The organism is Sorangium sp. So ce1153, from assembly GCF_051521595.1.
Taxonomy (GTDB): domain Bacteria; phylum Myxococcota_A; class Polyangia; order Polyangiales; family Polyangiaceae; genus Sorangium.
In genome coordinates this window covers 12,388,574-12,413,522 of record NZ_CP150361.1, presented here as the reverse complement: position 1 = coordinate 12,413,522, position 24,949 = coordinate 12,388,574, and the positions used below count along the sequence as shown (strand labels likewise).

Sequence of the window (24,949 nt, the reverse complement as noted above, 5' to 3'; positions counted from 1 at the left end):
GATCGGCGGGGACGGTGTCCGGCGACACCGCGGCGGGCGCCTCTCCCGGGGCGCGCTCAGAACACCGGGGTGAACGCGCGGGGCGCCCTCTTCTTCCGGAGGCAGCGGGTCGCCCTGCTCATGTAACAGATGGTGACCGCGCGCCGCGGCCGGCCGCTCCGGTTCACGGCGGAGCAGTGCCAGAGGTAGTTGTGGATCAGCAGCGCCTCGCCCGCGCGCGCCGGCAGCGCGACCTTGCGGGCATCGGCGTCGGCGCCGCGCACGCGATCGCTGGGGACGACCCCGCCGAGCGGCGTCGCGAGCCCGGCCAGATGGCTGCCCTCGAGCACCTCGACGCAGCCGCCGTCCAGGGGGGCGTCGTCGAGCGCCGTCCAGATCTGCAGCTCGGGGTCGCGATCCAGGCCCCAGTAGCTGCCTCCGTCCTGGTGCCAGGGCAGCGGCGTCCCTCCGGAAGCGGCCTTGTTGAAGAGCACGGCGCGGTAGATCGAGATCTCCCCCTCGATGAGCGACCGCGCGATCCGCTCGAAGAGCGGGTTCTCGATCCAGGCGAGGAACAGCGGGTCCTTCTCGAGCTTCTCGAGCTTGCGGTACGACGTGCTCGGCCCCTGGTAGCCCTTGCCGTACGGCAGGTCCTCGTAGCGGCCCGACCCGGCGTCGTGCTGGAAGAAGAGGCCGGGGTACGTCACGCGCCCGAGCATCAGGTCGTCGGAGCGCGCGCGGAGCGCCGCGAGCCCGGCGTCGCTCATCACGCGGCCGAGCCGCGCGTAGCCGCGGGCGGCGTAGTCGGCGAGGGGGCCCGCGAGGTCGAGCCCCGTGGCCCCGGGCAGCAGGAGGTCCGTCACCGCGCGTAGCTCGCGTCGGTGCCGACGTGGTCGCGGTAGAGCGCATCCATGCGCCGCGCCGCCTCGGGCGACAGCGCCCGCCGGGTCGCATCCGCGGCGGCGTCGAGGTGCTCCGCCCGCACGGGGCCGACGAGGATGGAGTCGACCACGTCCCGCCCCGCCAGCCAGGCATACGACAGCTCGAGCAAGCTCATCCCCTCGTCCGCCGCCACGGCCGCGTAGCTGGCCGCGAGCTCGAACATGCGCCCGCTCCAGTACCGGCGCTGGTAGAGGCGGTTGCCCTCGAAGCGCGAGCCCGCCTGCGGCGCCTCCGGCCCCGCGTGCCGCCCGGCGAGGAGCCCGCCGGCGAGCGGGTTGTACACCGCGGTGGGCACCGAGTACCGCCGCGCGAACGCGGCGTACTCGACGTCGAGCTGGCGGATCAGCGCGTTGTAGAGCACCTGAGACACCGCGGGGCGCGCCTTCTCGCCGGCGTCCCGGCGCGCGATGATCTCCAGGATCTGCCACGAGGCGTGGTTGCTGACCCCGTAGCGCAGGATCTTCCCCTGCTCGAGCAGCGCGTCGATCGCCGAGAGCGTCTCGTCCACGGGCGTCTCCGGATCCGGCGCGTGGAGGTAGTAGACGTCGACGTGGTCGGTGCCGAGGCGCTCGAGGCTCTCTTCGAGGGCGCGGATCACCTGCTGGCGCCCGAGGCCCTCGGCCTTGCCGCGGCTCCGGCGCAGGCCGACCTTGGTGGCGATCTGCACCTCGGCCCGGCGGCCCCGGAGCGCCCGGCCGAGGATCCGCTCGGACGCGCCGTCCGCGTAGAGGTTGGCCGTGTCGAACGCCGTGATCCCTCGCTCGAGCGCGCGGTCGACGATGCGCTCGGCCTCCTCGGGCGGCGTGCGACCGCCGAAGTTCATCGTGCCGACGACGATGCCGGGCGGCGCGCCCGGGCGCCGCTTCGCGGCCATTCCAGCCTTCACGTCAGATCCCACGCCGCGCTCCTCACGCGCGCGCGACGACGAGCGCGAGCACGTACACAATGAGCCACACCAGCCACAGGGTGCTCATCCGCCGCCACCCCTGCCGGAAGCCGTACATCGGCGCGAGCGGCGGCACCACCAGCGCGATGAGCCCGCGCCAGCGGGGCTGGCTCCGGAGCACCAGCCGCGCCGCCAGCGCGACGTGGACGGTCACCCAGGTGGCGAACGCCAGAATGAGCGTCGCGGTCACCGCGATATCCTTCACCGGCACGGGGCGAAGCCTAGCGTCACCGGCGCGCCTCGCCGCTGGAAATCTGCGACCCGGGAGAGCGCGGCGACCTCTCCCCCGCCGCGCCGTCGTCGAGGCGCCCTGGCTCTGTCCCGCTACCAAATCCGGGCTAAGCTGGGCCCGTGCCTCTGCGCGAATCACCGTGTTTTCGTCCGGGTTCCTTCCTCGCCGCGCGCGCCGTCCCGCTCGCGGGCCGCTGCGGGAGAGCGCTCGCGGGCGCCGCCCGCGCCCTCGTCGATAGCGAGGGGCGCCTCATCCCGATGAGCCTGCTCGTCGGCGCCGCGTGCAGCATCGCTGTCGGCCTCGGCACGGCTCAGGCGCTCTCCACCCCGCCCGATACGATGCCCGTCTCCGAGGTGAAGCCGGGCATGAAGGGATACGGCCTGACCGTCTTCTCCGGCACCACGCCCGAGAAGTTCGATGTCGAGGTCATCTCGACCCTCCGCAATTTCCGCCCGAACCAGGACCTCATCCTCATCAAGACGCAGCACCCGCGCCTCGAGGTCGCCCGCACCGTGGCGGGGATGAGCGGCAGCCCGATCTACGTGAACGGCAAGATGATCGGCGCCTACGCGTACGGCTGGCTCTTCGGCGCGGAGGCGATCGCGGGCGTCACCCCGATCAAGTCGATGCTCGACGAGCTCGCGCGGCCGCTGCCGCCGGCGATCGCCCCGCGGGGCCGCGGCCCGCTGCCCGCGCCGGTGGCCAGCGTCAGCGGCGCGCCGCCGCGCGCCGCCGCGCCGGCCCGGCTGCACGGGGGCCGCGGCTTCCTGGGGGCGGTCGACGCCTACGACCTCGCCGGCCACGCCCGCCAGATCGCCGCGCGCGTCGCGCCGGCGATCGCCCCGCCCGAGTCGACGGGGCTCGCGCGCGCCTCGACGCCGGTGATGCTCGGCGGGCTCGGGGGGACGTCGCTGCGCATCGCGAGCGACCTGCTCGGCCCCATGGGGCTCGACCCGATGCAGGCCGGCGGCGGCTCGTCCATGAACCCGGATCCGGGCGCGCCGACGAAGTACGTCGACGGCGGGGCGATCGGCGTCGAGCTCGTGCGCGGCGACATCTCCGCGATGGGCATCGGCACGGTCACGCGGGTGTCGGGCGACAAGCTGGTCGCCTTCGGTCACCCGATGATGAACGGCGGCGTGACCAACCTCCCCACCGCGATCGCCCGGGTCCACTGGATCCTCGCGAGCCAGAACCGGAGCTTCAAGATCGGCGAGGCGGTCCGGTCGGTCGGCACGCTGGTCAACGATCGGCAGGCCGCGATCGTGGTCGACAGCGCGGCGAAGGCGCCGGTCTTCCCGATGCGCATCCAGATCGACGGCGTCGAGGGCGCGCCGCACCCGACGTGGAACGTCGAGGTCGCGCACGATCAGTTCCTGGCGCCTTCCTTCGTGTCGATGGCGATCGGCAACGCCGTCGAGGCGACGACGTCCGAGCGGCGCGACATGACCTGGCGGGCGGTGAGCCAGCTGAAGATCGGGCGCTACGGCACCATCTCCCTCGTCGACTTCGGCGCCGGCAACGGCACCCCGCTCAGCGCCGACGACTTCGTCCGCAGCCGGGTCGTCCGGGCGATGGGCTCGCTCCTCAACAACCCGTGGGAGGACGTCTCGATCGAGCGCGTCGACACCCGCGTGAAGGTCACCTTCGATCGCGAGGTCGTCCTGCTGCGCGGCGCCAAGGTGCTCGAGCCGGAGATCGACGCGGGCGCGCCCGCGCGGATCCGGCTGGACCTCCAGCCGCACCAGGGGCCGATCGAGTCGCGCGTCATCGAGGTGCCGGTGCCGCGCGAGCTCGCCGGCAGCCAGGTGGACATCGATCTCTCGCCCGGCTACGAGGTGGAGCGCCCGATGGCGACGCCGAACAACGTCGCGGAGCTCGTGGCGATGCTCCCGAACCAGAGCCACGATCCGGAGAGCGTCGTCGCGACGTTCAAGCTCCGGGAGAACGGGGCCGCGTACCGCGGCAAGGTCGCCTCGCGGCTCCCGCCCGGCGCGATGGACACGCTGCGCCCGAGCTCCGCGTCCGACGCGCCCGAGGCCTTCGGCGCGCAGGTGCAGGTGCCGGTCTCCCTCAAGCGCTTCCTGGTCGGGAAAGACACCGTGAGCGTCACGGTCCGGCCTATCCTCCGCTGAGCCGCGCCGGCTCGCCGCCTCCCCCCCTCCGCCCTGACCCTCTTCTCCCTGCGATTCCCTGCGATCCCATGAGCACCACGCGCTCTCCTGCCCATCTCCGATCGTCACGCCCTCACGCCCTGCCCTCCCTGCGCCGGTTCCTCGCCGCGGCCGTCGCCGCCGCCGGGCTCGTGGCCGTCCCAGCCCACGCGGTGGGCACACGGACCTTCGAGCTCCGATCGCTCGAGGACCTCAAGGACGGGGATCTCACCGGGGTCAGCGTGGACTCGAACGGCAACGTGCGCGCCGGCCTGACGCTCGGCGCGACGCCGCTGCCGGACGCGACGTCCGTCTGGAGCTCCGCGGTGCTGCCTGACGGGACGGTGCTGCTCGGGACCGGCAACGAGGGGAAGATCTACAGCGTCTCCAACGGCCGGGTGGCGGTCGCGGCCACGACCGGGCAGATGGCGGTCAGCGCGCTCGCGCTCGCGTTCGACGGCGACGTCATCGCGGGGACGTTCCCGGAGGGCAAGCTCTACCGCCTGCCGCGCGGCGCCGGCAGCGGCGGCCCGGCGAAGCTCTTCGCCGAGCTCCCGCAGACAGAGGACGTCTGGGGCCTCGCCTACGACCCCAGGGCCAAGGCGCTCTACGCGGCGACCGGCCCGGACGGGAAGCTGTTCCGCATCGACGCCGCGGGCAAGGCGCAGGTGTACTTCGACAGCGACGAGCCGCACCTCGTGAGCGTCGCGGTCGCGGACGACGGGGCCGTCTACGCCGGCTCGAACGGCAAGGCGCTCCTCTACAAGCTCACGGCGCCCGGGCGCGCGACCGTGCTCCACGACTTCGACGCCGACGACGTGAAGGCCATCGCCATCGCGCCGGGCGCGAAGGGCGGCGCGATCTACGCCATCGCCAACAAGTACGCCGAGGCGTTCGCGCCCCCGAAGCGCAACCGGAGCGGGCCGCCGTCCCCGCAGCCGGCGCGCGCGCAGAAGCCCGGCAAGGGCTTGCTCGTGCGCTTCGATCGGAGTGGCGTCGCGGAGCGGATGATGAGCGACGACGAGACCCACTACGTCTCGCTCGGCCTCGGCGACGACCTGGCGCCGTTCGTCGGCACCGGCGCGGAAGGCCAGCTCTACACCGTGAGCGACAACCACGTGGCGCGGCTCGTCGCCGACACCGACGAGCGCCAGGTCGGCGCCTTCGTGATGGCCGGGCAGCGCAGGTTCGTCGCCACCACCGATCCCGCGGTCTTCCACGAGGTGAAGGGCGTCGGCGGCGCCTCGGCGGTGTGGACGAGCAAGGTGCTCGACGCCGGGCTGCGGGCCACGTACGGGCGCCTGACGTGGCGCTCCGACGGCGCGCTGGAGCTCGAGACCCGCACCGGGAACACCGACGCGCCGGACAGCACCTGGAGCCCCTGGTCCCCGGCGCTCGCCGCGCCGGGAGACACGAAGAGCCCGCCGGCGCGCTTCGTGCAAATCCGCGCGCGCTGGAGCCGGGATCCTGGCGCCGTGCTCCGCGAGGTGAAGCTCGCGTTCGTCACCGACAACGCGCGCGCCGTGGTCACCTCGATCGAGGCCGCGCCGAAGGGGCAGACGAAGCCCCCGCGCGCGAGCCTCCCGCCGTCGGGCGGGGAGGCGCCGAAGCCGGTGAGCTCGCTCCAGCTCACGTGGAAGGTCGACAACCCGGACCAGGACGACCTGCGCTACCGCCTCTCCTACCGGATGGAGGGCCAGAAGACGTGGCGCAACATGCTGAAGCCGGGCGAGAAGGTGACACGCGCCGAGCACGTATGGGACACGACCGCCCTCCCGGAAGGCGAGTACCGCATCCTCGTCGAGGCGAGCGACGAGCTGGCGAACCCGCCGGAGCGCACGCTGCGCCATAGCCTCGAGTCGGGCACCATCCTGGTCGACACGACGCCGCCGGTGTTCCGGACGCTCGCGCTGCAGGGGCGCCGGCTCACGGGCGAGGTCGTCGACGGCCTCGGCCCTGTCGCGCGCGTCGAGGTGTCGATCGCCGGCCTCGAGGAGTGGCGCCCCATCTTCCCGAGCGACGGCATCTTCGACGAGGCGGCCGAGCCGTTCGACGCCGACCTCGCCGCGGTCGTGCCGCCCGGCTCGCACCTGCTCGCGGTCCGCGCCTACGACAGCGCGGGCAACGTGGTCACGCGCGACGTCGAGGCGCGGTAGCCGCCATCGCGCGCCGCTTTGCGCCGGGCGCGCCCGCGCGGCGTCTGGCACGACACCGGCGTCATGCTTGCGCCAGGAGCGCGGGCAAGCGAGGCGTCGCCGCGTCCCGCGTGCGCTCGCGTGGCGCGCATCGCTGCGCCTCACCCAGGTTGATGCCATCCTCCGGATCCGACACACCGGTCCGGCACATTCTGTGGATACCGAAAGGGGACATGATACGTTCACTCCGCTTGCTCTTTTCTAGTGATCCTGGAATGAGCCCCTCCCGTGCCCTGCTGTTTTGTTGTCTCGCGACGATCCCGATCGCCGCGTCCTCCGCGTGTGGGATGGCCGACGCGGACAGCGGCGGCGATGCAGCGTGGATCTCGGAAGACGACGACGGCGGGGTCGTGTCGGCTGGGTCCGGCGGCACCCCTCCGTCCGTGAGCTCCGGCGCCGGCGGCGGCGGCGCCGTGGAGGAGGACTTCAACATCCCCGCGCCCACGGGGGCGCCGGACCCCTACACGCGCTTCGCGCACCTGTGCGGCGAGGGCTGCACGCCAGGGGGCGATCCGACCGAGTGCTCGTCAAGCGGCGGCGCGGACAGCAGCTCGAGCACGGGGGGCACCTCACCACAGACGCTCCATTGCCAGCTCACGCTGGTCGACGGTAAAGCGGCGCCGGGCTGCGGGCCGGTGGGCCGCTTCGGGGCGGGCGGCCCCTGCCATCGGGGCTCGGACTGCGCTTTCGGGCTGGGCTGCGCGGCGCTCGACGGAGAGGGCGGCGTGTGCCGGCAGTACTGCTGCGGGAACGTCGAGAGCTGCGCGCCGGGAACGTACTGCGACGAGCGGCCCATGGCCGAGTCGGTCGTCGAGGGGAGCGATCCGGTCCCGATCCCGGTCTGTGTCCCCGCGGTGAACTGCGAGCTCCTGAACGACAGCGCCTGCCCCGCGGGCCTCACCTGCACGATCGTCCGCGAGGACGGGACGACGAGCTGCGTGGCGCCGGGGGTGGGGCGGGCCGACGAGGTTTGCCCGTGCGCGCCCGGGTTCGTTTGCTCGATGCTGACGAATCAGTGCAAGCAGCTCTGCCGGGTCGACGGCGGGGCGCAGGACTGCGGTACGAACGCCAAGTGTCAGGGCGGCAGCGCGGTCTACCCTGCCGGGTTCGGCGTGTGCGTCAGCACGTCCTAGGGGGCTGCGCGCCGCCGGCCCGCCGCGCCCGCCGCGGCGCTCGTTAAAAATTGTTGGCGAGTCCCGCCCCGTCGTGGATCGGGGCGGCGAGCGCGCGCTGCCGTGGTCATGCTGGAAGCGTGCAGCGTCCCCTCCTCTCGTTCGTCCTTTTCATCGGCATCTTCAGCGCCATCGTGGCCGGCGTTCACTACTACCTCTGGCAGCGCCTGATCCGCGCGCCCGAGCTCGGCCCGGTCTGGCACCGCGTCGGCAGCGTCGCCCTCGTCGTGCTCGCGCTGCTGGTGCCGGTCGGTCTCTTCGTCACCCGCGCGCTCCCCCGGCACATCGGCGGCGTCGTGGCCGGCGTCGTCTACACGTGGGTCGGTCTGGCCGTCCTGCTCTTCTTCCTCCTGCTGACGTCGGAGCTCGTTCGCCTCGGCGCCCACGGCGTCACGGCGCTCCTGAGCCAGCCGCTCGACAGCGGCCGCCGCACGTTCCTGTCGCGCGCCATCGCGGGCGCGGTCGGGGCGCTCGCTGTCGGCCTCGGCTTCGCCGGCGCCGCGAGCGCCCTCGGCGAGGTCGCGGTCCGCCCGGTGCGCGTCCGCCTCCGCCGCCTCCCCGCCGCCCTGTCGGGTTTTCGCGTGGTCCAGTTGACCGATCTGCACATCGGTCCGACGATCGGACGAGAGTGGCTCGAGCGCGTGGTCGCGCGCGTGAACGCCCTGGAGCCGGATCTCATCGCGATCACGGGAGACCTCGTCGACGGCTCCGTGGAAGAGCTCCGCGAGCACACGGCTCCGCTCGCCGCCCTGCGCGCCAGGCACGGGGTCTTCTTCGTGACGGGCAACCACGAGTACTACTCCGGCGCCGAGGCGTGGATGGCGGAGCTCCGCCGGCTCGGCGTGAGGGTGCTGCGCAACGAGCGCGTCTCGATCGGCGACGGCGAGCACAGCTTCGATCTGGCCGGCGTGGACGACTGGAGCTCCCGCGGCATGGGGCGCGGCCACGGCCCCGATCTCGCGCGCGCGCTCGAGGGGCGGGACCCTTCCCGGGAGCTCGTGCTGCTCGCGCACCAGCCCAAGCAGATCCTGGAGGCCGCGGAGAATGGGGTCGGCCTGCAGCTCAGCGGCCACACGCACGGCGGCCAGATCTTCCCCTGGGGCCTCTTCGTGCGGCTCGATCAGCCCTACGTGGCCGGGCTTTCGTCGCACGGTGAGACGCAGATCTACGTGAGCCGCGGCACCGGCTACTGGGGGCCGCCGATGCGCCTCGGCGCGCCGTCCGAGATCTCGCTGATCGAGCTCGAGGGCGACGCCGCGAAGGAAGCCGTGGCATAGCGCGGCCGGGCGATCAAGGGAGCGGGCGCGCTGGGTCCTTGTCGCAGTTGATGACGGGCGCCGGGTAGCTGTCCGGATCGGTGATGCGCTGCATGGCGAACGTCGACCCCTTGAGATTCAGGCTGAGCGGCCTCGTCACGGTGCCGGTCACGTCGCCACAGACGAAGTCGGCGGGCGCGCAGAGGGCGCCGCTCAGCGTGATGGTGGCCTCGAGCTCGCTGCCCGAGATGGGGTTGGCGTTGCCCGGCACCACGATCGTGGGCAGCTCCGCGGTGAACCGCCCGTCGGCGGACACCTCATAAGGACCCACATCGACCGGCGTGCCCGTGGGCGTCTTGCGATCGGCGGCCTCCAGCGCCTGGAAGCTCAGCGAGATGCTCAGGCCGTCGTCGCGCGCCTCGGTGGTCAGCGTGCTCAGGAAGATGATGGGGGCCTGTGGGTTGAGATACGCCGAGAGGCTGAAGAAGAAGTCGCCGTCGGGAGCGCCTGCCTCCGGCAGACAGCTGCCGCCGCCCCCGCCACCACCGCTCCCGTCGCTGCCGCCTTCGCCGCTGGCCTGCTCTTCACGGATCGTTGTGTCGCGAGCCTGGAAGTCATTGAATCTGCCCTCCGGATCGGCGCACCCGAGGAGGAGTGAGGCGAGCGGGAAGGTCGAGAGGAGGGCCAAAGAGGCGAGCGTTGTCCGTAGGGAGCGGGAGAAAAGCATTTGACACCGTGCGAAAGGTGACATTTGACTCGATCGGTCGAACGTCCCGCGCGCTGGCAGGTGATGCCACCCTACCACGCGGGTCTGTCGCAGGCGCCGCATTCCTCCGCCCCGAACCCGAGAACACCCGGCCATGCCCACCCACCGCCACTGTCTCGCGCTCTCCGCCGGCCTCCTCGGCGGCCTTGTCTGGACCGGGACCGCGCTCGCCGGCGGCTTCGCGACCGCGCGCTTCGGCGGCGAGCACGGCAACCCGATCACCAGCAATCCGACCGCCGTTTATTACAATCCCGCAGGCCTCGCCGAGAGCGAGGGGATTCACCTGTTCCTGGACGGAAACATCGCGCTGCGCGCCGCGTCCTACGCGCACGCGCAGGCGGCTTCGGACGACGTGACGGTGCCGGCCGCGAACACGGGTGAGGCGGACCTGCTCAACGTGGCCGCCTCGCCCATGCTGGGCGCGTCGGCGAGGGTCGGCGATCTGGCGTTCGGCGCCGGCGTCTACGTGCCCTTCGGCGGCGCGGCGTCCTGGGACAAGAACGGCGCCTTCGAGGGCAGTCGCGACCTCGCCGGGCCGGTCGACGGCGTGCAGCGCTGGCACTCCATCGAGTCCTCGCTCCAGGCGATGTTCTTCACGCTCGCCGCGGCGACCAGGATCCCGGCGCTCCGCCTCAGCCTGGGCGTCTCGGGGAACCTGATCCGGACTCAGGTGAACACCGTCCGCGCCCGCAACGCCTCCGGCGACAACCTCCTCGCCACCGAGGGGCGCTCGCTGCTCGAGGTGAGCGGGCTGCACGCGAGCTTCGGCGTCGGCGCGCTGATCGAGGCGGTGCCGGAGAAGCTCTGGGTCGGCGCGTCGTACCAGTCGCGCCCGAACGTCACGGGAGGAGAGACGCTCGAAGGCACGCTGACCAACCGCTTCAACGGCGTGTCGAGCGCTCCGGACGACGTCGAGCTCCACCAGGGGCTGCCGGACATCGTGCGCCTCGGCGCCCGCTTCATCCCGGCGGAGCGCCTGGAGGTCCGCCTCTTCGGCGACTGGACGCGGTGGAGCTCGATGGAGAACCAGTGCCTCACCCAGGTGGGCGCGGCGTGCGAGATCAGGAGCGACGGCTCCGCCGCCGATCCGGCCGGCGTGGTGCAGAACATCGCCCGCCGCTGGAACGACACGTTCGGCGTGCGCGGGGGCGTCAGCTACTGGCCGAAGCCCGCGGTCGAGCTCTTCGGCGGCGTCGGTTACGACTCCAACGCTGTCCCTGACGAGACCCTGGACCCGTCGGCCACGGACTTCCACGACGTCTCGTTCGCCGTGGGGGGGCGCTTCGAGCTCGCGAAGCAGCTGCACCTCGGGGCGTCGTACACGCACCTCTTCTACGCCAGCCGGGACACGACCGGGAAGAGCATCACCGCTGGCCTGGCGGGCAACTCGAGGGCTCCAGACTCCGGTGGGCTCTACGCGCAGACGATCGGCGTGCTCAACGTCAACGTGGACGTCGGCTTCTGAGCGCGCCGGGGCCGGCGCGGCGCCGCGTCAGGGGGCGTCGCGCCGGGTGCGGCGGAGCAGGCTGAAGATGCGCGCCCTGAGCTCGGGGGCGCGGAAAGGCTTCACCATGTACTCGTCGGCGCCGCTGGCGAAGGCCTGGACCATGTCCTGCGACGAGGCGTTCGCGGTCAGGAAGAGGACGGGCAGATCGCGGAGCCCTGGCTCCTGCCGCAGCGTCCGGCAGAGCTCGATGCCGGTCATCCTCGGGAGGTTCCAGTCGAGGACCACGAGCTGAAACGCCGAGCCGCGGACGAGCTCCAGCGCTTCCTCCGCGCTCGCGACGGCGACGACGGCGAGCTCGACAGCCTCGAGCATCGCCGACAGCAGCTCGCGGAGGTGCGCCTCGTCGTCGACGACGAGGACCCGCGCTCCCTTGCCGCCCAGCCGCGGCGGCGCTGGCTGTGAGGGCGCCGGGACCGCCGGGCCAGCGCCCTGGTCGCGCGGGGGCGAAGCGGGTCGGGCCTCGCCGGCGGCGAGGGGGAGAGCGGCCGCTTCGGTGTCGGGGATGGACCCCGGGCGGGTCGCCTCCGTCTGGGCGAAATGGGCGAGGCGACGCCAGTCGCGGGGCTCGAACGTGAGCCGCGCGCCCTCCGGCGAGACGGAGGCGCACGCCGCCGCCGACGTGGCGCGGCGGTTTTCGCCCAGCTCGAAGATGGCGAGCACCCACTCGCCGTCGGCGACGACCTCCCCCGCGGGTAGCCCGAGCTCGAGGTCGCCCTCCTCGGGGCTGCACACAATTTGCTCGAACTGTTGCAGATCCGGGAAGCGGTAGAGGACGCTCCGCACGCCGTGACGCTACACCCGCGCTAGCATCTCGCAAAGGGTCCGACTAAGCTCGCGCCGCGATGTCATTCCTGCGCTGGATGCCGCCGCTCCTCGCGCTGTTCTCGATCAGCGTCACGGGCTGTCCTGGGAATTCCGCTTCGAACGAGCCCAAACCGGCCCCGAGCCCGGAGGTATCGGTCTCGCTCGCCGGCGTGGACACCTCCTCGCTCACGCCTCGTGAGCGTCGAGAGTGGGCCGCCCAGGTCTCGGAGCTCCTCTCCCCTTGCCCGGACACGCCCGTGAGCATCGCGCAGTGCGTGAAGGAGCAGCGGCCATGCAAGGCGTGCCTTCCTGCCGCACAGCTCCTGCTCAAGCAGGTCAAGGAAGGCCGGGCGAAGAAGGAGCGCGAGGACGCGTTCCACATGCGCTTCGACGCGAACAAGGTGCGGACGCTCGCCACCGACGGCTCGCCCGACATGGGGCCGCCGGACGCGCCGGTCACGATCGTCGAGTGGGCCGACTTCGAGTGCCCGTTCTGCAAGCTCATGTCGCCGGTGCTCGAGGAGCTCGTGAAGCGCTTCGACGGGCAGGTGCGGCTTGTCTTCAAGTTCTACCCGCTCTCGGCGCACGTCCACGGGGAGCCCGCTGCGCGCGCGGCGGTCGCCGCGCTCAACCAGGGCAAGTTCTGGGAGATGCACCACCTCCTCTTCGACAACCAGGAGCGGCTGGAGCAGGCGGACATCGAGCGCTACGCGCAGCGGCTCAAGCTCGATCCGGTGAAATTCCGCGCCGATCTCGTCTCGACCGAGACCAAGTCGCGCATCGACAAGGACAGGAAGCAGGCGGACGAGGTCGGCCTCGAAGGGACGCCCCTCGTCTTCATCAACGGCCGCGAGGTCAACCTGCAGCTCCTCACGAACCCGCCCGAAGATCTCGAGGAGTGGGTGAAGGTCGAGCTCGAGCTCCTCGGCCAGACGCCGCGTCCTGCGCCGCCGAAGCCGGTCGGCGCCCAGCCGGGCGCGACCGACGCGCCCGCTTCGACCAGCGCGACGCCAGCCGCCAGCGCGGCGCCAGCCGCCGGCAGCGCCGCGGCGCCCGCCGCTGGCAGCAGCGCGGCGCGCCCCGCGCCCTCTGCCGGACCGGCCCAGCCCGCTCAGCCGAGGAAGCCTTGAAGGTCGCCGACCCGTGCGGCTGCTTCCCGACGGGCCGGCACTACCCTGGGATCGCGCACCTGCTCAAGGTGCGCGCCGTCGGCGTCGCCTCCGAGATCGACGCGGGCAGCGCCTGGATCGACCAGCCCATCGCCTTCATCGACGTCGAGACGACGGGGCGCGACCCCGCAGGGGACAGGATCATCGAGCTCGGCATCGTCATCGGCCGCGCCGGGGAGATCTTGACCCGCTACAACTGGCTCATCCATCCGGGGCGGCCGATCCCCGCGGAGAGCACCGCCATCCACGGGATCAAGGACGCGGACGTCGAGGGCAAGCCGTCGTTCGCCGAGGTCGCGGAAGAGATCCTCGCCTGCTTCAAGGGGGCGATCCCCGCGGCATACAACGCTTCATTCGACCGCTCGTTCATCCTCGCCGAGCTCGAGCGCGTGGGCATGCGCCCGCGCGAGCCGCCGCCCGCCATGCGGCGGGAGGTCGACTGGATCGACCCGCTCACGTTCGCCCGCGAGCTCTACAAGAACGAGGAGAGCCGGGCCCTCGGCGACATGGCCGCGCGGCTCGGGATCACGCTGGACAAGGCGCACCGCGCGACGGATGACGCCGAGGCAGCGCTCCAGGTGCTCTACGCGCTGGCGAAGGATCCGCGGGTGCCCCGCGCCTACGGAGGCCTGATCCAGGAGCAGCGGCGGCTCGTCCGCCTGCAGGACGAAGCGCGGAAGCTCTGGCGAAAGGCTCCTGCCGCCGCCGTGCCGCCGACCTCGAAGCCCAGCTGACGTCATGGTCGACGGACCGAAGCGGCGCCTCCCGCTCGCTGGCGGCGGCGCGCCGGGCGCGGCGCCTCCTCGCGGCGCGGCGCCGGGACCGGAGAAGCGCAGGCTCCCCGTGCTGCAGAGCAGCGGCGACGACGAGGGCGAAGACCGCCCGCCGTGGCACTGGATCGCGCTCGGGACGGTGGCGATGTTCATCGCGTGGCTGCCGCTCGCGGGCCTCGTGAACACGCTGCTGCGCCGGATGCTCGAGCGGGCAGGGGACGCCGAGGCGCCGACCTCGGTGCGGTTCGCGATGGTGGGGCTCAACGTGGTCGCGTTCGCGCTCGCCGGCGTCGCCGGGGGCTACCTCGTGGGGCGGTTCGGCGGGCGCGCCGGGCGGCGCGAGGCGGCCGCGAGCGGGGCGGTCGTCGCGACGCTCGCCTGGGCGCTCGCCCTCGCCGAGGGCGCGCCGGCGGGCGCGCTGGGGTGGGCGCTGCTGCTGGTCGTCATGGTCGCGATCGGCAGCGCGGCGTCGTACGCCGGCGGCAGCGCCGGCCTCCGCGCCCGCTCCGCCGGGTCGCCTCGCCCGGGCTGAACGTCGCGCGCCGTTCGGATCGGCGCGCGGCTCGCGCCGTTGAGATCGCCGCGCGGCTCGCGCGGTTCAGATCGCCGCGCGGCTCGCGCGGTTCAGACCGGAGCGCGCCTCGCGCCGTTCAGATCGGATCGAGCCGGTGAATGGGCGCGCTCGCCTCGGGCAGCGAGGCGTACGTGAGGGCCGTGCGCGGGTCGCGCGCGTCAGGCGCCACGTCGAGCAGCGGCCTCAGCGCGAAGACGCGCTCGCAGAGCCGCGGGTGCGGCACCTCGAGATCCGGCTCGGCGACAGCTTCGCCCTCGATCCAGAGCAGATCCAGGTCGATCGTGCGCGGCCCCCACCGCACCGGATCCGGGCGCGTCCGCCCGAGCGCGCGCTCGACGGCGAGCGTGCGATCGAGGATCTGGCGCGCGGGCAGCGACGTGGCGACGAGCACCGCGGCGTTCACGTAGTCGCCTTGCGGCGGGCCGCCTGCAGGCGGCGACTCGTAACGCGACGACTCGCGCACCACATGGAGATCGGGATCGGCGCCGAGCGCCGCGATGGCCGCGCGGATCGTCCCCAGGCGATCGCCCAGGCTCGACCCCAGCCCGATGACCACGCGTCGATGGGACCTCATGGTGGGAACCTACCACGCAAATCGAGGCAGCTCGCGGCGCTCCGTCGCGAGATCAGCGAGCGCCGCGCGGCGAGGATCGCGCTGCGCGAGCCGAGCGCCGCGCGGAGGTCGGCGCGAGCTGCGCGATCACTCCCGCGGATCGGTGGCGCGGCGCCCTGCGCCGAGCCGCCGGCCTTCCGGCCGCGGGGGAAAGACGCGCCGGTCCTCGGGGTTGCGGCGCGCGATCGGAGAGCGGCGCTCGACGGGCGGATCGCCCTGCGCCGGCAGCCCGACGCGCTGGAGCCCGACGAACAGGGCGCGCATCTCCTCGAACGTCTCCGGCATGGCGGCGGCCACGGTCGCCGCGTGCGAGCGGCACAGGCTCAGCGAGCGCCCCTGGATGACGACGCGTGCCATCCGCGTCCTCGCGCGAGCATCCCCGGACGCCCCGGTCTCCCGGCCGTCCAGCTCGCGATCTTCACATACGGCACATCGCTCGAATGACTCGCCCATGGGGGAGCCTTCGCAGAAACCGGACCTCCGGGCCAACTTCCCGACGCCCGGGGGCGACCGGTCACGCGCGCAGGGCCCGGCCGCGCGCCCGGTCCTCGGCCCAGGCGATGACCCTGTCCGCGGGATCCGAGCCGAGGAAGCGCCCGAGCTCCTGGATGCCGGTCGGGCTCGTGACGTTCACCTCGGTCAGGCGCTCGCCGATCACGTCGAGGCCGACGAAGTAGAGGCCGTCGGCGCGCAGGCGAGGCGCGACCGCGCGGACGAGGTCGCGCTCGCGCGCCGTCAGCTCCGTCGAGACCACGCGCCCGCCGACATGGATGTTCGAGCGGTGATCGTCGTCGCGCGGCACCCGGAGGATGGCGCCGAGCGGCTCGCCGTCGAGCAGCAGCACGCGCTTGTCGCCCTCGACGACGGCGGGGAGGTACTCCTGGACCATCGCGAGGCGGTGCCCCTCGCTCGTCATCATGTCCGCGATGGCGCGCGCGTTCTTGTCGCGCTCGCTGATCTGCAGCACGCCGAGGCCGCCCGCGCCGTCGAGCGGCTTGATCACCGCCGTGCCGCCGAGGGAGCGCACGAACGCGTGGATCTGCTCGCGATCGGCGGTGACCAGCGTCTTCGGCGTCCACTCCGGGAAGTTCAGCGCGTAGAGCTTCTCGTTGGCGTCGCGCAGCCCGCGCGGGTCGTTCACGATGAGCGGGCAGCGCCGCGCGCGCTCCAGGAGCAACGTCGCGTAGAGGTAGCTGCGGTCGAACGGCGGGTCCTTGCGGATGAAGATCGCGTCGACGTCCGCGAGGCGGAGCCGGCGCGCGCCCCCCGCGAGGTCGAGCGAGATGAACGGGGGCGCGTCGCCGATGATCACCGGGGTCGCCGAGGCGTGCGCCTCGCCGCCCTCGACCGAGAGGTCGCGCGGCAAGCAGTGGTAGCTCTCGTGTCCGCGCGCCTGCGCTGCGCGGATGAAGGCGAACGACGTGTCCTTGTCGTGCGCCACGCGGCTCAGCGGATCCATGACGAAGACGAAGCGCATGCGGTCTCTCGCGGGTCGTGGGGGGTCGAGGGGAGGGGAGCCTAGGGGAGGGGAGCAGAGGGGAGGGAAGTGGAGCAGAGCGCCCGCTCAGGCGGACGCCGTCACTGCATCGCAGCGAGGACGAGCTGCGTGCTGAGGTCGTCACCGAGGTCCGAGGCGAGCGCGTAACCGACGCCGCTGCGCTCGGCGGCCACGACCGAGTAGCCGTTGATCATGCCCACGTAGACGGGGCGCTCGCGCACGACGCGCGGCTGGAGGATCGGCTGCGCCTTCTGCACGGGGACGGCGCGCGAGTTGAAGAGGTACACCGTCACGCGGTGGTTGCCTCGGACGATGTACTGGAGCAGCGCGGCGCGCCGATCGCGCATCGTGTGCACACGGGCTCCCATGAAGTTCACCGGCATCGACTGGAACTCCGGCCTGCGGACCGGCACGCCGACGAACGGATCGAAGCGCGGGAGGTCCTCCGGGTTGGTCGTCTCCGGCGGCAGCGGCTGCGCGTGCTGCGTGACGAGATCGTCGAGGAGGATCTCGACGCTCTCGGCGCGCGCAGCGTCGAGCTCCACCTTCGCGGTCTCCTTCGGGGCGTCCGGCGCGGCGGCCCGCTGCCGCGTCACGCCCACCATGAACGCCACGCCCGCGGCCACGGCGAGCGCCGCCGCGTACCCCTTGTGCATGAGGCGCGGCCTCGCCTCGAACGACTGCGCCGCCTCGCGCGCCGCCCCGCGCGCGTGCTCGTGCGCGATGGTGGCGGCGATGCGCGCCCGCAGCGCGTTCGGACACTCCGGCGGCTTCGCCCGCCTGAGGCTCGCCCGCAGCGAGCGCAGGAGCTTCACCTGCTCGAAGCACGGCGGGCACTGGACGAGGTGGGACTCGAGGTCGACCGCGTGATCCGGGTCCAGCTCGCCGTCGACGTAGGCCGACAGCGCGTACTCGAACTGCGCGCAGCTCTCGATCGACTTCGCGGCGCTCATGCGACACCCCGCTTCCTCTTGCGGTACGCGTCCAGGTCGGCGGGCGCCTCTTTCGCGGCGTCTTCGCTGACGATCCCCATCAGGACCGCGTGCTCGCGCAGCGTCTTCTGGAGGAGCTTGCGGCCCCGGTGCAGCCGCGACATCACCGTGCCGATCGGGCAGCCCATGGCCTCGGCGATCTCCTTGTAGGAGAGCTCCTCGATGTCCGACAGCACCACCGCCAGGCGGAACTCCTCGGGCAGCTCGTCGAGGGCGCGCTGCACCTCCGCCTCGACGAGCGGCGTGAGCGCCTGGGTCTCCGGATCGCGCATCGCGCGCATCGTCGTCGCCCCGACCCACCCGTCGGTGAGCGGCTCGGCGTCCGGGCCGTCGAAGATGCCTCGCTCGAGGCCCCCGCGCCGGTACCGGTTGATGAACGTGTTCGTGAGGATCCGGAGCAGCCAGGCCTTGAGGTTGGTGCCCGGCTCGAACTGATCCCGGGCGCGCATCGCCTTGACGATGGTGTCCTGGACCAGGTCCTCCGCCTCGGTCGAGCTCTTGGTCATCCGGCAGCTCACGGCGTACAGCGTGTCCAGATGACCGAGCAGCTCGACCTCGAAGGCGTCGGCGCGCCCCCCCTCACTGCTGGATAACGACAGGTCCTGCGCTACGGACGCAGGTTTCTTGCTGAAGAAGAACGGCATGGGATCGACGGGGGAACAGGGGAGCGGTCAGGACTATTCCGGCCTGCTCTCGCCCCCCTGACCCTCGCCAGCGGCTTCATCCGCGACGGAGCCAGCCTGGAGGGGAGCCGTGGCCTCGCTCTGTTCACCCGTGCGTTCCTGGAGCTTCGCCTCCAGCTCGTCAATACGCTGCGAAAGGCGCTTGACATCGGCCTGGAGATCCCGGACGAGCCCGAGGCCCGGCAGGATCGAGAGGACGCGCTCGTCGACCGCCTGCTGCCACTGATCGAGCGTCTGCTTCGAGCTCTCGACGATGCCGCTCAGGCGCCCCTTCGCGTGGCTCGACCTGTCCGCGTCGAGCGCCGGGGGCGGCTGGGACGGCGACGCGGAGGCCGCGGGCTCAGCCGCGGGCGCCTGCGCCGTTCCCGGCGCTACCGCCCCGCCCTCCCCAGGGACCGCGCCAGGGATGAGCCGGCCGATCGGCCCTTCGCGCAGCTGCGACAGCAGCCGCTCGCCGCGCTCCTGGATCAGATCCCTCAGCGTGCCGAGCGGAACCGAGCGCGGCTGCGACTTGAGATCCTCCGAGATGATCAGCGCCAGCGTGACCTCGGTCTTGTCCTCCTTGGTCGCGTTGTCGATGATCTGGACCTCTTCGCCAGCCCGGACCATCTCCCCGATCTGCTGCAGGGTGACGTAACGACTGTCCTTCGTGTCGTAGAGCTTCCGATTGGAGTAGCGCTTAATAACGCGACGCGGTACCTCGCCGCCGCCTCCCAGGGTCTCCTTCGCCGTTTCCATCTCCTCTACGCCTCGAGTCGATTGGACCACTGCCAGAAACCTCGCGCAAGGAAAGATCACTCGATATCACTCGATAAAAAGGGGAGGCGTGCAGGAGCCGGCGATCGAGCTGCGTGACGTGACCGCGAGCTATCCCACCGGGAGGCTGGCGCTGGAGGGGATCTGCCTGGAGGTGCGCGCGGGCGAGCTCTGCGCCGTCCTCGGGCCGAACGGCGCCGGAAAGTCGACGCTGGTCCGGGTCCTCTCCGGGACCCTGCGGCCGGCGCGGGGGGAGGCGACCCTGCTGGGGAGGCCGCTCGGCGGCATGGACCGGCGGGCGATCGCGCGGTGCGTGGCGGTCGTGCCCCAGGGGATCGCCTCGGCGCCCGGGTTCACGGTGCGCGAGGTCGTGCTGATGGGCCGCGCGCCCCACCAGGGGGCCTGGATGCGCGCCTCCGACCGCGACGAGGAGGCGGTCGCCCGCGCCCTCGGCGCCTGCGACCTCGTGGAGCTCTCGGGGCGGCCCGTGGCCGAGCTCTCGGGCGGCGAGCAGAAGCGGGTCGCCATCGCCCGCGCGCTCGCGCAGGAGGCGCAGGTGCTGATCCTCGACGAGCCCGGGGCCCACCTCGACATCCGGCACTCGATCGAGGTCCACGAGGTCGTGCGCCGGGAGGTCGCCGAGCGGCGCCTCGCCTGCGTCGCGGTGCTGCACGACCTCAACGCGGCCGCCCAGTACGCCGACCGCGTGGCGCTCCTCAAGGCCGGGCGGCTGGTCGCGCACGGCACCGTCGAGCAGGTGATGACCTACCGGCGGCTCAAGGACGTGTTCGAGGCAGAGCTCTACGTGGGGGTGAACGAGCTCGACGGAAGCCGGTACTTCCTCCCCGTCCGGCCGCGCGATCCTCCGCAATCTCGACCGCCTGAGCCGCGCGGTTTATAAGCGGCGCCATGCGCGGATCTCCACCCCGGAGAGCTCTCCCTCGCGGCTTGCTGCCGTGCCTCGTGGCCATCCTCGCCCTCCTCGCGCTCCTCGGCGCGGCCGGCTGCGCCCGGAGCAGGACGGCGCCGGAGCTCCTGAGCGTCATCGACGTCGTGCCGCGCGAGGTCGACCTCGGCGACCGCATCGAGATCCTCGGGACCAACCTGCCCACCGCGGAGGCGAAAGAGGCGGTCGTCACGTTCCGCGGGACGCTGAGGCGCCCCGGCCAGGCGCCGCTCACCGATCAGAGCATCGAGATCGACGACGCGCAGGTCAGCAGCAACAAGGTCTCGCTCGTCTTCTCCGAGGGGCTGCAGGCGCGCTTCGCCGGCCGCGGCGACGACGCGGTGCACACGACCTTCCAGGGGGACGTCGTCGTCGAGATCCCCGCGACGACGCAGGGGGCGCTCCCCGTGGCCGGCACGGTGAGGGGCGTCACGATCGACTTCATCCCGCCGACGCCGCGGCGCGCCGTGATCGAGGCGCGCGAGAAGGAGGGGACGCGCGCGCTCGCGTTCTTCGGCGTCGAGGTCGCGGCCGAGTCGCCCCCGGCCGGCGGGCTCGTCGTGACGACCGTGCGCGGCGGGAGCCCCGCGAGCCAGGCGCAGATCCTCCCCGGCGACGTCATCACGAGCTTCGAGGGCGTGAAGGTCCTCTCGCGGGGCGACGTGATCCCGAGCGGCCACGAGCGGCTGTCGACGATCGGGATCAGGCGGGGGGCCGCGGCGCCGTCCGAGCTCCAGCTCTCGACCGAGGGGTTCCACGCGAGCGCGCCGACCGACCTGCTCGGCGCCGGGATCATCCTCGGCGTGGCCGCCGCGATCATCCTGCTCTTCATGGCCCCCACCGCGGGGATCATCACGTGGGTCGAGCGCCGCGTCTCGGCGCGCATGCAGTCGCGCATCGGGCCGAACCGCGCCGGGCCGCAGGGCTTCCTCGTGTGGATCGCCGACGGCATCAAGTCGATCCTCAAGGAGGACGTCATCCCGGCCGAGAGCGACAGGGCGCTCTTCCGGCTCGCGCCCTACCTCGTCTTCGTCGGCGTGTCGGCCACGTTCGTCGTCATGCCGTTCGGCCAGTACCTCATCGCGGCCGACCTCGACATCGGCATCCTCTTCGTCATCGCCGTGACCTCGCTGGTCACCATCGGCCTCATGACCGGCGGCTGGGCGTCGAACAACAAGTGGTCGCTCCTCGGCGGCGTCCGCTCGGCGGCGCAGATCATCAGCTACGAGATCCCCGGCGCTGTCGCGATCGTGTGTATCGTCATGATGACCGGCTCGTTGCGCCTGCAGGACATCATCGGCGCGCAGGGCGGCGCCGGGGCCTCGTTCCTCGACGTGGGCGGCTGGCCTTGGTACTGGTTCGTCTTCCGCAACCCGATCACGTTCGCGCTGTTCTTCCTGTACTTCACGACGGCGCTCGCGGAGGGCAACCGCGCGCCGTTCGACCTGCCCGAGGCGGAGAGCGAGCTCGTCGCCGGCTACTCGACCGAGTACTCGGGGATGCGGTACCTCTTCTTCTTCTTCGCCGAGTGGGCGAACGTCTTCGTGATGTGCGGCATCGCGAGCGCGCTCTTCCTGGGCGGCTGGCAGATCCCCGGCGTCTCGCCGGCGCAGCAGGAGGCGAGCTTCGGGCTCCAGCTCCTCGGCGTCTTCCTCTTCTTGCTGAAGAGCTGGCTCCTCGTGTTCGTCGTCATCTGGATCCGCTGGACGCTGCCGCGCGTCCGGATCGACCAGATGATGAACCTCTGCTGGAAGTGGTTCGTCCCGCTCTCGTTCGGGGCCTTCCTCCTGACGGCGCTCTGGATGGTGATCGGCGTCAGCAAGACGGTCCAGCTCGTCATCAGCGTGGTCACGTTCGCCGTCTGGGCCTACCTGCTCATCCACTTCATCCGCAGGGTCCAGTACAACCTGCGGCAGGCCAAGGTCGCGCTCCACCTGAATCCGTTCCTGTGAGAGCAAACCGCGGTGCCACCTCGGCCCTGCGCTGAGGTATGCTGTCGCCGTGGCGGTTCCGTCGAGCCCGGCCTCCGATTTCTGCGCGGCGTGCGGTTATCCGCTGCGCGGGCCGCGGTGCGAGGCGTGCGGGGTCGACCGGTCGCCGGCGCTCTCGCGCCGGCCGCCCCCCGCCGACGCGGACTGGGACGAGAGCTCGATCGACGCCTGGCGCACGCGGGATCCGGTGCGCTTCGTGGCCCACTGCGCCTCCGCAGAGGCCGGGACGAGCGTCCAGGCGACGACGCTGCAGGACGGCGTGGGGTGGATCGTCCCGCTCGCGGCGGTGACGCTGTTCGTCGCGCTCGACGCGCCGCTCGAGCGGGTGTCGATCGACGTGCCCGTCGCGCGCGTCGCGGAGCGGCACCGCGTGCCGCTGCTCCGGACGGCGCTGGAGCTCTCCGGCGGGCCCGAGCCCTTCCGGCTCTGCCTCCGGGACGATCTGCTGCTGCTCCGCCGCGTCGGTCGCGTCGCCGCGTTCACGCCGGAGGCGCTGCGCCAGGCGCTCCGCGAGAGCGGCGAGGCGGCGCAGCGGCTCGGCGCGACGATGGCGGCGTGGTTCGACGCGCGGCCGCCGTTCTCGGAGGAGCAGCGCGCGAGCCTGACCTGGGCCTCGGCCGGCCGCGCCCGGCCTCTCAAGAGCTTCTCCATTCCGCCGACGCCCGGCCGCTCGCAGGGCGCCCCGTCGGTGCGGGCGGCCGCGCCCCCTTCGCCGATCTCGGCGGTGCGGACGCCGCACGAGGAGCACTCCGCGTGGGCCGCGCCCCCCTTGCCGCGCCTGCCGGAGTCGGTCGCGCGCCCGATCCGCGACGCGGACGCGATCCCCGACATCCTTTCCCCCTCGCTCGCGTCCGTCCCGGCGCCGACGTCCCTCGGCGCCGCGTCGGGCGCGTCGGGGAGGAACGGCGGCGTGCCCGCCGCGAAGGCCGGCATCCTCCCGCCGGCGCACGACGGAGGCGCCGCGTCGAAGGCGATCAGCAGCATGGCGATGCCCGGACCCGACGGCGGCGCCGCGAAGCCGGCCGCGCCGAGCTCGGCGACCGCGGCCCCGCTCTCGGGTGAGCACGCGCCGGCCGCGGACACGCCCCCGCAGATCAGCGATCGCCGCAGCGCGCGCACCGTCCCCTTTCGCCGCTCGACGTCCAGCATGGCCGCCGTGACGACGCCGGTGTCGGTGCGCCCGCCCGCGCTGCCGGAGGTCGAGATCGATCCTCCGTCGCGCCAGAACATCCCGTCCCGCCCCGAGTCGACGAACACGCCGGCCGATCGGTTCTGCCAGCTGCTCCGGGACGCGCAGGTGCTCGGCACGGCGCTCAGCTTCCAGGAGCGGCCGGGCGTCATGGTGCTCCTCATCCGGTGCACCGTGTTCCGCGCGATCTACGAGTACGGCGACACGATGCCGGACGCGGTGGCGCACCTCTACCGGTGCACGGCGGCCGCGACCCGCGAGCTCATCCAGGCCGACGGCGCGCGCCGCGGGAGCACGGGCGGCGTCGCGGAGCCGGCGTTCCTCGCGATGGAGCGCCTCGTCACGCTGCGCGGGCAGGTGCCCGAGGAGAAGCCGCTCCACGTCGACCCGCTCACCACGGCGGCGCTCGCGCGCGAGCACCTCGGCCGCTACCTGCGCGAGATCGAGCGCGCCCCGGCCGACCCGATGCTCCGCCACTTCCTCGCGATCGGCGCGCTGTCGGAGCTGCTCGTGCGCACGAAGCTGCCCCTCAAGACGGAGCAGCGGCTGCGCGACATCGTCGCCTACGCGCAGCGCGACGGCGCCAAGCCCGGCACGATCGATCTGCTGATGACGGCGCTCTCGAGGATCGTCGCCCAATGACGTCGCAGCTCGCGGCGCACGGCGACGGCGATCTGGCCCTGCTCCACGAGCGCGTCGCCCGCGCTCGCCGATCGATCGTGGCGATCCGCGCCGGCGTGCTCGTCACGACCGGCTGGGTGGCGCTCGGCAACGGCGTCGTGGTGACGAGCCGGCGCGGGCTCGGCTACCCGACGGAGGTCGCGCTGACGTTCGAGGACGGGCGGAGCATGGCGGGGCGCGTGATCGTCGCCGACGTGGGCCGGGACGTGGCGCTCGTCGCGCCGGGCGAGCCGCCCGGCGTCGGGGCGCTCGCCGTGCGCGCCCCGGCCGAGCCGCGGCTCGGGGAGCGCGCCGCGGTCCTGAGCTGCCTGCCGGGGCAGAGCCTGCGCCTCGCCGTCGCGAGGGTGTGCCACGTGGCGCGCAAGGTGGACGGGCAGCTCCCCGCGTTCGAGCTCGACGTGGCGGCGCCCCTCGGCGCGCCGGTGCTCGATCCGGAGGGGCGCGTGCTCGGGGTGGTCGCGGCGCCGTCCGGCGTCGGAGGAGAGCTCCCGGGCCACAGCGTCGTGCTCCCGGCGGGCGCGTTCCAGCCGCTGCTCACCTCGGCGGATCGGCCGCTCGGCGAGCTCCGCGACAGGGCGCCGGTCTACCGCTGCCCGGCGTGCGAGGAGCCGTTCGACATCGAGAGCGATCGGTGCCTGGGCTGCGGCCGGCTGCTGCCGCACGCGTTCGCGCCGTCGCCGGCCCGCGCGGGCGTCGAGCGGGTGATCCGCCAGGGCCTGTCGGCGCTCGGGATCATCGCGAACCGGGCGCGCGTCGGCCCGAGGGCCTGGCGCATCGCGCAGCGGCCGTTCCCGGCGGCGGAGACGGCGACGCAGGTCGACGTCGAGATCGACGAGGCGGGGCGCCTCTTGACCCTGCGCGCGCCGGTCGTGGGCTTGCCGGCGGCGAACCACGAGCCGTTCTATCGGTTCTTGCTCACGATGAACGACCAGACCACGGGGGAGTTCCGCGTGTCGATCACGGGCGACGAGGTCTCGGTGTCGTGCGTGGCGTCGCTGGAGGGCTTCTCGGATCACGACGCGGCGCTGCTCATCGACGGGCTCGTTCAGATGGCCGACGAGTACCGCCGCACCCTCGCCGAGACCTTCGAGGCGGCGCCGCGCTTCGAGTCGGGGTCGCGCTGAGGGACGCC

General features: G+C 72.7%; 23 protein-coding genes. 12 read left to right on the top strand and 11 right to left on the bottom strand.

The genetic code is table 11. The annotated features are described in order from the left end of the window. Nucleotides 1–56: 56 nt before the first annotated feature. The 3 genes from WME85_RS45130 to WME85_RS45120 are packed head-to-tail and all read right to left on the bottom strand — an operon-like array spanning nucleotide 57 to nucleotide 2,078. Nucleotides 57–842, bottom strand: a complete 786-nt coding sequence (locus WME85_RS45130) for a phytanoyl-CoA dioxygenase family protein (RefSeq protein WP_437830453.1) — start codon at nucleotides 840–842, stop codon at nucleotides 57–59. After that, nucleotides 839–1,819, bottom strand: a complete 981-nt coding sequence (locus WME85_RS45125) for an aldo/keto reductase (protein ID WP_437830451.1) — start codon at nucleotides 1,817–1,819, stop codon at nucleotides 839–841. Before WME85_RS45125 ends, WME85_RS45130 begins: the two co-directional genes overlap by 4 nt. Before the next feature lie 10 nt (nucleotides 1,820–1,829). Continuing rightward, nucleotides 1,830–2,078: a hypothetical protein gene (locus WME85_RS45120; RefSeq protein WP_437305255.1), complete on the bottom strand. Its 249-nt coding sequence runs from the start codon at nucleotides 2,076–2,078 to the stop codon at nucleotides 1,830–1,832. Between the two features lie 278 nt (nucleotides 2,079–2,356). On the opposite strand from WME85_RS45120, the gene WME85_RS45115 reads away from it, so the two are divergent. From WME85_RS45115 to WME85_RS45100, 4 genes are all read left to right on the top strand, one after another. After that, a complete protein-coding gene (locus WME85_RS45115) occupies nucleotides 2,357–4,234 on the top strand; it encodes a SpoIVB peptidase S55 domain-containing protein (protein ID WP_437830448.1) in 1,878 nt (625 codons plus the stop codon). 68 nt (nucleotides 4,235–4,302) lie between these two features. Beyond that, nucleotides 4,303–6,408, top strand: a complete 2,106-nt coding sequence (locus WME85_RS45110; protein WP_437830446.1) for a hypothetical protein — start codon at nucleotides 4,303–4,305, stop codon at nucleotides 6,406–6,408. A 326-nt stretch (nucleotides 6,409–6,734) separates the two neighbouring features. Further along, entirely contained in the window at nucleotides 6,735–7,580 is an 846-nt protein-coding gene (locus WME85_RS45105) for a hypothetical protein (RefSeq protein WP_437830444.1), read from the top strand. 119 nt (nucleotides 7,581–7,699) lie between these two features. Beyond that, on the top strand, nucleotides 7,700–8,896 hold the full coding sequence (locus WME85_RS45100) for a metallophosphoesterase (protein WP_437830443.1): 1,197 nt from the start codon (nucleotides 7,700–7,702) through the stop codon (nucleotides 8,894–8,896). Nucleotides 8,897–8,909: 13 nt separating this feature from the next. Here the strand turns inward: WME85_RS45100 and WME85_RS45095 are convergent, their stop codons facing one another. Then, nucleotides 8,910–9,563, bottom strand: coding sequence for a hypothetical protein (locus tag WME85_RS45095; RefSeq protein WP_437830441.1), 654 nt, complete (start codon nucleotides 9,561–9,563; stop codon nucleotides 8,910–8,912). A 172-nt stretch (nucleotides 9,564–9,735) separates the two neighbouring features. Between WME85_RS45095 and WME85_RS45090 the strand changes: the two genes are divergently transcribed. After that, nucleotides 9,736–11,106: an OmpP1/FadL family transporter gene (locus WME85_RS45090; RefSeq protein WP_437830439.1), complete on the top strand. Its 1,371-nt coding sequence runs from the start codon at nucleotides 9,736–9,738 to the stop codon at nucleotides 11,104–11,106. Nucleotides 11,107–11,133: 27 nt separating this feature from the next. Here WME85_RS45090 and WME85_RS45085 read toward each other — a convergent pair whose 3' ends face one another. Next, nucleotides 11,134–11,931, bottom strand: a complete 798-nt coding sequence (locus WME85_RS45085; protein WP_437830436.1) for a response regulator transcription factor — start codon at nucleotides 11,929–11,931, stop codon at nucleotides 11,134–11,136. A gap of 59 nt (nucleotides 11,932–11,990) precedes the next feature. Here WME85_RS45085 and WME85_RS45080 point away from each other — a divergent pair, with 59 nt between their 5' ends. Genes WME85_RS45080 through WME85_RS45070 form a run of 3 tightly spaced genes read left to right on the top strand, consistent with a single transcriptional unit; the run spans nucleotide 11,991 to nucleotide 14,426 of the window. Next, nucleotides 11,991–13,082, top strand: a complete 1,092-nt coding sequence (locus tag WME85_RS45080) for a DsbA family protein (RefSeq protein ID WP_437830434.1) — start codon at nucleotides 11,991–11,993, stop codon at nucleotides 13,080–13,082. Continuing rightward, nucleotides 13,079–13,855: a 3'-5' exonuclease gene (locus WME85_RS45075; RefSeq protein WP_437830433.1), complete on the top strand. Its 777-nt coding sequence runs from the start codon at nucleotides 13,079–13,081 to the stop codon at nucleotides 13,853–13,855. Before WME85_RS45080 ends, WME85_RS45075 begins: the two co-directional genes overlap by 4 nt. 4 nt (nucleotides 13,856–13,859) lie before the next feature. Continuing rightward, the gene (locus WME85_RS45070) at nucleotides 13,860–14,426 is read left to right on the top strand and encodes a hypothetical protein (protein WP_437830431.1); all 567 of its coding nucleotides are present in this window, start codon (nucleotides 13,860–13,862) and stop codon (nucleotides 14,424–14,426) included. 118 nt (nucleotides 14,427–14,544) lie between these two features. On the opposite strand, the gene folK is transcribed toward WME85_RS45070, so the two are convergent. From folK to WME85_RS45040, 6 genes are all read right to left on the bottom strand, one after another. Continuing rightward, nucleotides 14,545–15,042 carry a 2-amino-4-hydroxy-6-hydroxymethyldihydropteridine diphosphokinase gene (folK, locus tag WME85_RS45065; protein ID WP_437830430.1) on the bottom strand — a complete coding sequence of 166 codons (498 nt, stop codon included), beginning with the start codon at nucleotides 15,040–15,042 and terminating at the stop codon, nucleotides 14,545–14,547. A 126-nt stretch (nucleotides 15,043–15,168) separates the two neighbouring features. After that, nucleotides 15,169–15,438 (bottom strand): hypothetical protein, encoded by a 270-nt coding sequence (locus WME85_RS45060; protein ID WP_437830428.1) that lies wholly within the window; start codon nucleotides 15,436–15,438, stop codon nucleotides 15,169–15,171. 157 nt (nucleotides 15,439–15,595) lie between these two features. Continuing rightward, a complete protein-coding gene (gene gshB / locus WME85_RS45055; RefSeq protein ID WP_437830426.1) occupies nucleotides 15,596–16,558 on the bottom strand; it encodes a glutathione synthase in 963 nt (320 codons plus the stop codon). A 101-nt stretch (nucleotides 16,559–16,659) separates the two neighbouring features. Further along, nucleotides 16,660–17,532 carry an anti-sigma factor family protein gene (locus WME85_RS45050; protein WP_437305241.1) on the bottom strand — a complete coding sequence of 291 codons (873 nt, stop codon included), beginning with the start codon at nucleotides 17,530–17,532 and terminating at the stop codon, nucleotides 16,660–16,662. After that, entirely contained in the window at nucleotides 17,529–18,215 is a 687-nt protein-coding gene (locus WME85_RS45045) for a sigma-70 family RNA polymerase sigma factor (protein ID WP_437830425.1), read from the bottom strand. Before WME85_RS45045 ends, WME85_RS45050 begins: the two co-directional genes overlap by 4 nt. Before the next feature lie 33 nt (nucleotides 18,216–18,248). Beyond that, nucleotides 18,249–18,992, bottom strand: coding sequence for a polyhydroxyalkanoate synthesis regulator DNA-binding domain-containing protein (locus tag WME85_RS45040; RefSeq protein WP_437830423.1), 744 nt, complete (start codon nucleotides 18,990–18,992; stop codon nucleotides 18,249–18,251). An 88-nt stretch (nucleotides 18,993–19,080) separates the two neighbouring features. Here WME85_RS45040 and WME85_RS45035 point away from each other — a divergent pair, with 88 nt between their 5' ends. From WME85_RS45035 to WME85_RS45020, 4 genes are all read left to right on the top strand, one after another. After that, complete coding sequence (locus tag WME85_RS45035; protein ID WP_437830421.1) at nucleotides 19,081–19,911, top strand: ABC transporter ATP-binding protein; 831 nt, start codon at nucleotides 19,081–19,083, stop codon at nucleotides 19,909–19,911. A gap of 62 nt (nucleotides 19,912–19,973) precedes the next feature. Then, on the top strand, nucleotides 19,974–21,908 hold the full coding sequence (gene nuoH / locus WME85_RS45030; protein WP_437830420.1) for an NADH-quinone oxidoreductase subunit NuoH: 1,935 nt from the start codon (nucleotides 19,974–19,976) through the stop codon (nucleotides 21,906–21,908). 49 nt (nucleotides 21,909–21,957) lie between these two features. Further along, nucleotides 21,958–23,778, top strand: coding sequence for a hypothetical protein (locus tag WME85_RS45025; RefSeq protein WP_437830418.1), 1,821 nt, complete (start codon nucleotides 21,958–21,960; stop codon nucleotides 23,776–23,778). Next, entirely contained in the window at nucleotides 23,775–24,941 is a 1,167-nt protein-coding gene (locus WME85_RS45020) for a trypsin-like peptidase domain-containing protein (protein ID WP_437830416.1), read from the top strand. The genes WME85_RS45025 and WME85_RS45020 overlap by 4 nt, the downstream gene beginning before the upstream one ends. Nucleotides 24,942–24,949: the final 8 nt, after the last annotated feature.